Here is an 8,836-nt window from a genome sequence, read left to right as displayed (position 1 = left end):
TGTTAAAGAGCGGCTCCGGGCTCTCATCGAGAGGGGAGCGTCTCGCGTGCTGTCGTGGCCGGCTCAGTGAGCGGCGCCGCCAGCGCCCTGCGAGGAAGGAGTATTCTACGTGATCGGCGGTCGATGTCAACCCGGTGATGCGTTCCGAGGAACCGTTCCGGGTGAGCGACCTGCCATCGAGATGGCGACCGATCGAGGCCTCGAGAGGCCCTGTCGCGAGAGGGCGTATTCTACCGATGCTGACGTGTCCGTCAAGTGGGGAATTCGCGAACCTCTCGAAAAACCCCAGTAGAAACAACCGCTTCGGCGACAATCACCGCCGGTAACGTGTGCCCGTTGCCGGCAGCGGATGCGTACTTTACGATTTGAAGCCGGAACACGCAACCCCTGTGGATCACAAAATATAGCCCAACATCCCGTAGCGCGCCACGATTCTCGCCACTTTACTCCGCGTCCCTACCGCGGGCCCTTTCCTGTCGCAAAGAGACTGGACGGACGGGCCCGCCAGCACTCAGATGACAAAGAGGTCGACGAAGCGGTTCACCGGCGTACTCTCCAGGCGCGCCTGCTCCTCACAAAGGGCCAGAATCTGCTCGCAACGGCCTGCCGGGAAACGGGTCGCGAGATTGCGCCGGAACTTGTCCACCAGCAGCGGGATTCCCTCGGCGCGCCGGCGGCGATGACCCACCGGGTAGTGGACCTCGACCTTTTCCGTGGCACTGCCGTCCTTGAAGAAGACCTGAATGGCGTTGGCGATAGAGCGCCTTTCGGGATCGTAATAATCCCTGGAATAGCCTTCATTCTCGACCACCTCCATCTTGCCGCGCAGCTCATCGATCAGCGGATTCGCCTCGTGGAACTCATCCTCGTAGTGCTCGGCGGTCAGGCTGCCGAAGATCAATGGCACGGCGGTCATGTACTGCAGGCAGTGGTCACGATCTGCCGGGTTCGCCAGGCTTCCCTCCTTGGAAATGATGCGGATCGCCGAGTCGTGGGTCGTCAGCACGATCCTGTCGATCTCATTCACGCGATCCTTGACCTGGGGATGCAGTGTCACGGCGGCCTCGCAGGCCGTCTGGGCGTGGAATTCGGCCGGGAAGGAGATCTTGAAGAGGATGTTCTCCATCACATAGGTACCAAACTCGCGCTGGAAGGAGAACTTGCGCTCCGCCTCCGGCTTGAGGGCCAGGTCCCGATTGGTATGACTGAAGAGAATGTCGTAGAAACCCCACTGAGGCGCAGATAGCACCCCAGGGATACCCATCTCGCCGCGCATGGCGATATCGGCGAGGCGTACCGCCCGGGACGTGGCATCCCCGGCGGCCCAACTCTTGCGAGAGCCGGCATTGGGGGCATGGCGGTAGGTGCGCAGACTCTGGCCATCGACCCAGGCATGGGAGAGTGCCGAGAGCAGCTGCTCGCGACCGGCCCCCATCAACTTTGCGACCACGGCCGTCGAGGCCACCTTGACCAGCACCACGTGATCGAGACCGACGCGGTTGAAGGAGTTGTCCAGCGCCAGGATTCCCTGGATCTCGTGGGCCATGATCATGGCCTCGAGCACCTCGCGCATGGTCAGCGGGGACTCGCCCTGGGCCAGGCGCTTCTGGGAGAGGTGGTCGGCAATGGCCAGGATCCCGCCCAGGTTGTCCGAGGGATGCCCCCACTCGGCGGCCAGCCAGGTGTCGTTGTAGTCGAGCCAACGGATGATGGCGCCGATGTCCCAGGCCGCCTTGACGGGATCAAGCCGAAAAGAGGTCCCCGGAACGCGAGCGCCATTGGGCACCACGGTTCCCTCAACTAGCGGCCCCAGGTGCTTGGTGCACTCCGGGAAGCGCAGCGCCAGCAGGCCGCAGCCGAGGGTGTCCATCAGACAGTAGCGAGCAGTATCCAGTGCCTCGCTGCTGTCGATCGTGAAGCCGAGGACATAATCGGCGATCTTCTGCAGTTCGACATCGTAGTCCGGCCGCACATTGGCTTCCACGGTACTCATGCTCTTCTCCTGCTGTCGCGTGTCACTACACCCTATCACTATAGAAAACGCCCCGAGTCCTTGGGCCCGGGGCGTTCACAATTTTCCAGCGATCTCAGCTCAGAAACTATTGGCCGGCACTCGCACGAAGCCCTCCATCAGCACCCGGGCACTGCGGCTCATCACCGCCTCCTCGATCACCCAGCGGCCGTCCACCAGGCTGGCCTCGGCACCCACCCGCAAGGTGCCGGAAGGATGGCCGAAGGTTACCGCATTGAGCTTGCCGCCACCGGCCGCCAGATTGACCAGGGTGCCATCGATGGCGGCCGCTGATGCAATGGCCACCGCCGCCGTGCCCATCATGGCGTGGTGCAACTTGCCCATGGAAAGCGCCCGAACCAGCAAATCGATCTCCTGCGCGCTGACCTGCTTTCCGCTGGAGGAAAGATAGTCTGCCGGTGGCGCCACGAAGGCCACCTTGGGGGTATGCTGGCGGGCAGCCGCTTCGCTGGCATCAGCGATCAGGCCCATGCGCACTGCCCCATGGGCGCGAATGGCCTCGAACATCTCCAGCGCCTTGGCGTCGCCGTTGACTGCCTCCTGCAATTCGTTGCCGGTATAGCCGATATCGGCAGCCCTTAGAAAGACGGTCGGGATACCGGCGTTGATCATGGTCGCCTTGAGCGTTCCGATGCCGGGCACGTCAAGGTCATCCACCAGGTTGCCCGTCGGGAAGATGGCGCCCTCGCCGTCCGCCGGGTCCTTGAAGGCCACCGGCACCTCGGCGGCAGGAAAGGTCACCCCGTCCAGTTCGAAATCGCCTGTCTCCTGTACCACACCATTGGTGATGGGGACCCGGGAGACGATGGTCTTGCCGATATTGGCCTGCCAGATGCGCACCTCGACTTCACCGTTCTCCGGAATACGCGTCGGGTCCACCAGACCGTTGCTGATCGCGAAGGGCCCCACCGCTGCCGAGAGATTGCCGCAGTTGCCGCTCCAGTCGACGAAGGGCTTGTCGATGGAGACCTGGCCGAACAGGTAATCCACATCGTGGTCGGGGCTCTCGCTGCGGCTCAGGATCACCGTCTTGCTGGTGCTTGAGGTGGCGCCGCCCATGCCATCGATCTGCTTCTGATAGGGATCGGGACTGCCGATCACCCGCATCAGCAGGCGATCACGGGCCTCGCCGGGCACCTGCGCGGCCTCCGGCAGGTCCGTAAGCTTGAAGAAGACGCCCTTGCTGGTGCCACCGCGCATATAGGTAGCGGGGATTGGGATCTGATTCATGCTCCTGCCACCTCCTTGCTCTTTGCACCTTCCAGGAAGTCCTGGGCGAAGCGCTGCAGTACCCCGCCGGCCGTGTAGATGGAAACCTCTTCAGCGGTGTCGAGACGACAGATGACCGGTACGCGGTCGACCTCGCCCGTCTTGCGGTGGATCACCAGTTCGAGGGTTCCACGGGGGGCCAGGGCGCCCTCAACGTCATAGGTCTCAGTGCCATCCAGTTGCAGGGTGTGGCGATTAGTCCCCTCCTGGAACTGGATGGGCATCACGCCCATGCCGATCAGGTTGGTGCGGTGAATGCGCTCGAAGCCCTCGGCGACGATCGCTTCCACGCCGGCCAGGGCCACGCCCTTGGCCGCCCAGTCACGCGAGGAGCCCTGGCCATAGTCGGCACCGGCAATGACGATCAAGGGCTGGCCGCGCTCCATGTAGGTCTCGATGGCCTCCCACATGCGGGTGACCTCGCCATCCGGCTCGATGCGCGCCAGCGAGCCCTGTATCACCTCGCCGTTCTCGTCCCGCACCATCTCGTTGAACAGCTTGGGATTGGCCAGGGTGGCCCGCAGGGCGGTGAGATGGTCGCCACGGTGGGTGGCGTAGGAATTGAAGTCCTCCTCCGGCAGGCCCATCTTGTGCAGGTATTCCCCCGCTGCGCTGTCCATCATGATGGCGTTGGACGGCGACAGGTGGTCGGTGGTGATGTTGTCCGGCAGGATCGCCAGCGGGCGCATGCCCTTGAGCGCACGCGCGGCCGCCATGTTGCCTTCCCAGTAGGGAGGGCGACGGATATAGGTGCTCTGCGGGCGCCAGTCATAGAGCGGGCTCTCGGCCGGCTCGAACGCATCCAGGTCGAACATCGGGATATAGACCTGCTTGAACTGCTCCGGTCTGACGAACTCGCCGACGATGGCATCGATCTCTTCATCGGAGGGCCACAGGTCCTTGAGCGTCACGGGGTTGCCGTTCGGGTCGGTACCCAGGACGTCCTTCTCGATGTCGAAGCGCACGGTACCCGCGATGGCGTAGGCCACCACCAAGGCCGGCGAGGCCAGGAAGGCCTGCTTGGCGTAGGGGTGGATCCGACCGTCGAAGTTGCGGTTGCCGGAGAGCACCGCGGTGGAATAGAGGTCGCGGTCGATGATCTCCTGCTGGATGTCCGGGTCCAGGGCGCCGGACATGCCGTTGCACGTGGTACAGGCGTAGGCAACGATGCCGAAGCCGAGCTTCTCCAGCTCGGACAGCAGGCCGGCCTCCTCAAGATAGAGACGCGCCACCTTGGACCCCGGAGCGAAGGAGGATTTCACCCAGGGCTTGCGCATCAGGCCCAGTTCGTTGGCCTTCTTGGCCAGCAGTGCAGCGCCCACCACGTTGCGCGGGTTGGAGGTATTGGTACAACTGGTGATGGCGGCGATAATCACCGCGCCATCAGGCATCTTGCCGGCTTTCTCTTCCGCCTGAGCCTTGTCGAGGTCCACGGCAATGCCCCGATCATGGAGGGCGCTGGTGGGTAGGCGCCGATGCGGGTTGGAAGGGCCCGCCAGGTTGCGCTCGACGGAGGAGAGGTCGAAGGTCAGCACCCGCTCGTACTGGGCCTCCGTCAGGCTGTCGGCCCACAGGCCGACCTGCTTGGCGTAGGTTTCGACCAGCTCTACCTGCTCCGGCTCGCGCCCGGTGAGGGTGAGATAGTCGAGTGTCTGCTCATCGATATAGAACATCGCCGCGGAGGCACCATACTCCGGCGTCATGTTCGAGATGGTGGCACGGTCGCCGATGGTCAGGCTCTTGGCTCCCTCGCCGAAGAACTCGAGATACGCCCCGACCACGCGCTCCTTGCGCAGGAACTCGGTGATCGCCAGCACGATATCCGTGGCGGTAATGCCAGGCTTGGGCTTGCCGGTCAGCTCCACGCCGACGATATCGGGCAGGCGCATCATCGAGGGGCGACCCAGCATCACGGTCTCGGCCTCGAGGCCGCCCACACCCACGGCGATCACACCCAGGCAATCGATGTGCGGAGTATGGCTGTCGGTGCCCACGCAGGTATCCGGGAAGGCCACGCCATCGCGTGCCTGCACCACCGGCGACATCTTCTCCAGGTTGATCTGGTGCATGATGCCGTTGCCCGCGGGGATCACATCGACGTTCTCGAACGCGGTCTTGGTCCACTCGATGAAGTGGAAGCGATCCTCGTTGCGGCGATCCTCGACGGCGCGATTCTTGTCGAAGGCATCCGGATCAAAGCCGGCATGCTCCACGGCCAGGGAGTGGTCGACGATCAGCTGGGTTGGCACCACCGGGTTGACCTTGGCGGGGTCGCCGCCCTGCTCGGCGATGGCGTCGCGCAGGCCGGCCAGGTCGACCAGTGCCGTCTGGCCAAGGATGTCGTGGCATACCACGCGGGCCGGGTACCAGGGGAAATCCAGGTCACGCCGACGCTCGATCAGCTGCTTGAGCGATTCGGTGAGCATCTCCGGCTCGCAGCGGCGAACCAGCTGTTCAGCCAGCACCCGAGAAGTATAGGGAAGGGTGTCGTAGGCACCGGGCTGGATGTCCTCGACGGCCTCGCGCACGTCGAAGTAGTCCAGCTCGGTGCCGGGAAGCGGTTTACGATATTCGGTGTTCATGACGTCTGGGATCTCTCGCTGACAACTGGCACGTGGCGGGGAAAGGGGCACAGAACGGCCCCGAGAGGCCATTCTGGTGGCAGCAGTCGATCAGTCACGCTGCTCGATGGGCACCCATTCGCTCTTCTCCGGGCCCACGTAGTCAGCGCTCGGACGAATGATGCGGTTGTTGGCGCGCTGCTCGAAGACATGCGCCGTCCAGCCAGTGACGCGCGAGCACACGAAGATCGGCGTGAACAGCTTGGTGGGAATGTCCATGAAGTAGTAGGCGCTGGCGTGGAAGAAGTCCGCGTTGCAGAACAGCTTCTTCTCGCGCCACATCACTTCCTCGACGCGCTCGGAGACGGGGTAGAGCACGCTGTCGCCCACGTCCTCGGCCAGTTTCTTGGACCAGTGCTTGATGATGGCGTTGCGTGGGTCGGACTCACGGTAGATCGCATGGCCGAAGCCCATGATCTTGTCCTTGCGCTCGAGCATGCCCATGATCTCGCGCTCGGCCTCTTCCGGCGACGTCCAGTTCTCGATCATCGCCATGGCCGCCTCGTTGGCACCGCCATGCAGCGGGCCGCGCAGCGAGCCGATAGCACCGGTCACGCAGGAGTGCATGTCGGAGAGGGTCGAGGCACAGACACGAGCGGTGAAGGTCGAGGCATTGAACTCGTGTTCGGCATAGAGAATCAGCGAGACGTTCATCACTCGGGCGTGCAGCTCGGAGGCTGGCTCGTCGCGCAGCATGTGCAGGAAATGTCCCCCCACGGAAGCGTCGTCGGTCTCGGTCTCGATGCGAACGCCGTCATGGCTGAAGCGGAACCAGTAGCAGATGATCGAGGGCAGTACCGCCAGCAAGCGGTCGGAGACATCCTGCTGCTCGTCGAAGCTCTGCTCGGTCTCCAGGTTGCCCAGCATGGAGGCGCCGGTGCGCATCACGTCCATGGGATGGGCATCCCTGGGAATCTGCTCGAGAACGGTCTTGAGCTCGGGGGGCAGTCCGCGCAGTCCCTTGAGCTTGGTGATGTAGGCATCCAGCTCGGCTTGGGTGGGCAACTTGCCCTTGAGCAGCAGGTAGGCCACTTCCTCGAACTTGGCCTTCTCGGCCAGTTCCTTGATGTCGAAGCCACGATATGTCAGGCCTGAGCCGGACTGGCCGACGGTGCACAGGGCGGTTGTGCCGGCACTCTGGCCGCGCAGGCCGGCGCCGCTGACGGGTTTATCTGCCATCTGGTATCTCCTTGTGAGTCAGTTCTTGTCGATATGAAGGCCGGGCAGCGTTACGCCTCGCCACCCTTCTCTGCGAACAGCGCGTCGAGTTTGCGCTCGAAGTCGTGATAGTTGAGGAAGTCGTAGAGCTCATCGCGGGTCTGCATGATGTCGACCACGTCCTTCTGATGGCCGTTGTCATGGATGCTCTGGTAGACCTTGAGCGCCGCGGCGTTCATGGCGCGGAAGGCAGACAGCGGGTAGAGCACCATGCGACACCCCACCTCACCCAGCTCCTGCTGGGTGAACAGCGGGGTGGCGCCAAACTCGGTGATGTTGGCCAGGATTGGCGCATCGACGCGCTCGCAGAAGGCCTGGTAGTCATCGAGGGTATGCACGGCCTCGGCGAAGATGGCATCGGCACCGGCTTCGATACAGGCATTGGCCCGCTCGATGGCCGCATCCAGGCCGTCCTTCTGGAAGGCGTCAGTGCGCGCGATCAGGTAGAAGTCGGGGTCGAGGCGCGCATCCGCCGCGGCCTTAACACGGTCGACCATCTCTTCCTGGGAGACGATCGCCTTGTTGGGGCGATGACCGCAGCGTTTCTGGGCTACCTGGTCTTCGATATGCACGGCTGCGACACCGGCACGCTGCATCTCCTTGACAGTACGGGCGATATTGAAGGCGCCGCCCCAGCCGGTATCGATATCCACCAGCAAGGGCACATCGGTGGCACCACAGATGCGGTGAGCATCCTGCACCACATCGTTCATGGTGGTCATGCCGAGATCCGGCAGGCCGAAGGAGGCATTGGCCACACCACCGCCGGAAAGGTAAATGGCCTGGTGGCCCACCCGTTCGGCCATCATGGCGGTGTAGGCATTGATGGTGCCGAGAATGGGCAGCGGGCGGCTGGCCTCGAGGGCAGCTCGAAAGCGAGCGCCGGGTGTCGGTTGCGTCATGAAAGGTCTCCGTATGTTGTCCGAGCGCCTCAGGTGGGCGTCTCGCTGTCCTGCAGTTCAAGGGATGCTGCATAGCGTTCGACGACGTTGGAACGAGATGCACTGACATGGCGGCGCATCAGCAACTCCGCCAGCTCGGCGTCGCCGGCCTCGATGGCATCGACGATGCGATGGTGTTCGACGAAGGCGCGCTGGGGTCGCGTTCCGCTGGCACTGAACTGAGTGCGATAGAGCCGCACCAGGTAGTAGAGGTCATCGCAGAGCATGCCCATCAGCATCTTGTTGTGGCTGCCCTGAACGATGCGGAAGTGAAAGTCCAGATCGCCCTCACGCTGATAGTAAGCCTCGCCCTTGCGCAGGTCGGCCTGGCGCTCGTGCAAGGCCAGCACCTCCCGCAGCCCGGCGATTTCTTCGGGTGTCATGTGCTCGGCGGCAAGCCGTGCGGCCATGCTCTCCAGCGCCTCGCGCACGTCGAAAAGCTCAAGCAGCTCCTTCATGGAAAGCTTGACCACCCGAGCCCCGACATGGGGGACCCGCTCGATCAAGCGGTGCGCCTCCAGGCGACGCATGGCCTCTCTCAGCGGCCCGCGGGAAATCCCGTAGGCTCGGGATAACCCCGGCTCGGTGATCTTGCTGCCTGGAGCCAGCTCACCTCTGACGATGGCATCCTGTAGCTGCTGGAAGACCCGTTCCGCCAGCGTGCGAACTTCGGGTAGTGTGGCCAATTCCGATGCGACTGAGTTCATGGTAATTGTCGACAATCAAGTGGTGGAGAAACTGTAGCCATTGCCCCC

General features: G+C 63.4%; 6 protein-coding genes. All 6 read right to left on the bottom strand.

Features of this window, described 5'->3' with window-relative positions:
• Positions 1 to 511: 511 nt before the first annotated feature.
• Positions 512 to 1,993: a 2-methylcitrate dehydratase gene (gene prpD, locus HALO32_RS09095; protein ID WP_151443472.1), complete on the bottom strand. Its 1,482-nt coding sequence runs from the start codon at positions 1,991 to 1,993 to the stop codon at positions 512 to 514.
• 99 nt (positions 1,994 to 2,092) lie between these two features.
• A complete protein-coding gene (gene prpF, locus HALO32_RS09090; RefSeq protein WP_151443471.1) occupies positions 2,093 to 3,262 on the bottom strand; it encodes a 2-methylaconitate cis-trans isomerase PrpF in 1,170 nt (389 codons plus the stop codon).
• Complete coding sequence (gene acnD / locus HALO32_RS09085) at positions 3,259 to 5,883, bottom strand: Fe/S-dependent 2-methylisocitrate dehydratase AcnD (RefSeq protein WP_151443470.1); 2,625 nt, start codon at positions 5,881 to 5,883, stop codon at positions 3,259 to 3,261. Before acnD ends, prpF begins: the two co-directional genes overlap by 4 nt.
• A gap of 90 nt (positions 5,884 to 5,973) precedes the next feature.
• Positions 5,974 to 7,101 carry a bifunctional 2-methylcitrate synthase/citrate synthase gene (prpC, locus tag HALO32_RS09080; RefSeq protein ID WP_151443469.1) on the bottom strand — a complete coding sequence of 376 codons (1,128 nt, stop codon included), beginning with the start codon at positions 7,099 to 7,101 and terminating at the stop codon, positions 5,974 to 5,976.
• Positions 7,102 to 7,151: 50 nt separating this feature from the next.
• A complete protein-coding gene (prpB, locus tag HALO32_RS09075) occupies positions 7,152 to 8,042 on the bottom strand; it encodes a methylisocitrate lyase (protein WP_151443468.1) in 891 nt (296 codons plus the stop codon).
• Positions 8,043 to 8,071: 29 nt separating this feature from the next.
• Positions 8,072 to 8,788: a GntR family transcriptional regulator gene (locus HALO32_RS09070; protein WP_151443467.1), complete on the bottom strand. Its 717-nt coding sequence runs from the start codon at positions 8,786 to 8,788 to the stop codon at positions 8,072 to 8,074.
• Positions 8,789 to 8,836: the final 48 nt, after the last annotated feature.

The organism is Halomonas lysinitropha, assembly GCF_902500215.1.
Lineage (GTDB): Bacteria > Pseudomonadota > Gammaproteobacteria > Pseudomonadales > Halomonadaceae > Halomonas > Halomonas lysinitropha.
This window is presented reverse-complemented; position numbering and strand designations above follow the sequence as displayed.

Coding starts and splice junctions, on each gene's coding strand:
- prpD (WP_151443472.1), bottom strand. CDS start 1,993: ATGAGTACCGTGGAAGCCAATGTGCGGCCGGACTACGATGTCGAACTG.
- prpF (WP_151443471.1), bottom strand. CDS start 3,262: ATGAATCAGATCCCAATCCCCGCTACCTATATGCGCGGTGGCACCAGC.
- acnD (WP_151443470.1), bottom strand. CDS start 5,883: ATGAACACCGAATATCGTAAACCGCTTCCCGGCACCGAGCTGGACTAC.
- prpC (WP_151443469.1), bottom strand. CDS start 7,101: ATGGCAGATAAACCCGTCAGCGGCGCCGGCCTGCGCGGCCAGAGTGCC.
- prpB (WP_151443468.1), bottom strand. CDS start 8,042: ATGACGCAACCGACACCCGGCGCTCGCTTTCGAGCTGCCCTCGAGGCC.
- HALO32_RS09070 (WP_151443467.1), bottom strand. CDS start 8,788: ATGAACTCAGTCGCATCGGAATTGGCCACACTACCCGAAGTTCGCACG.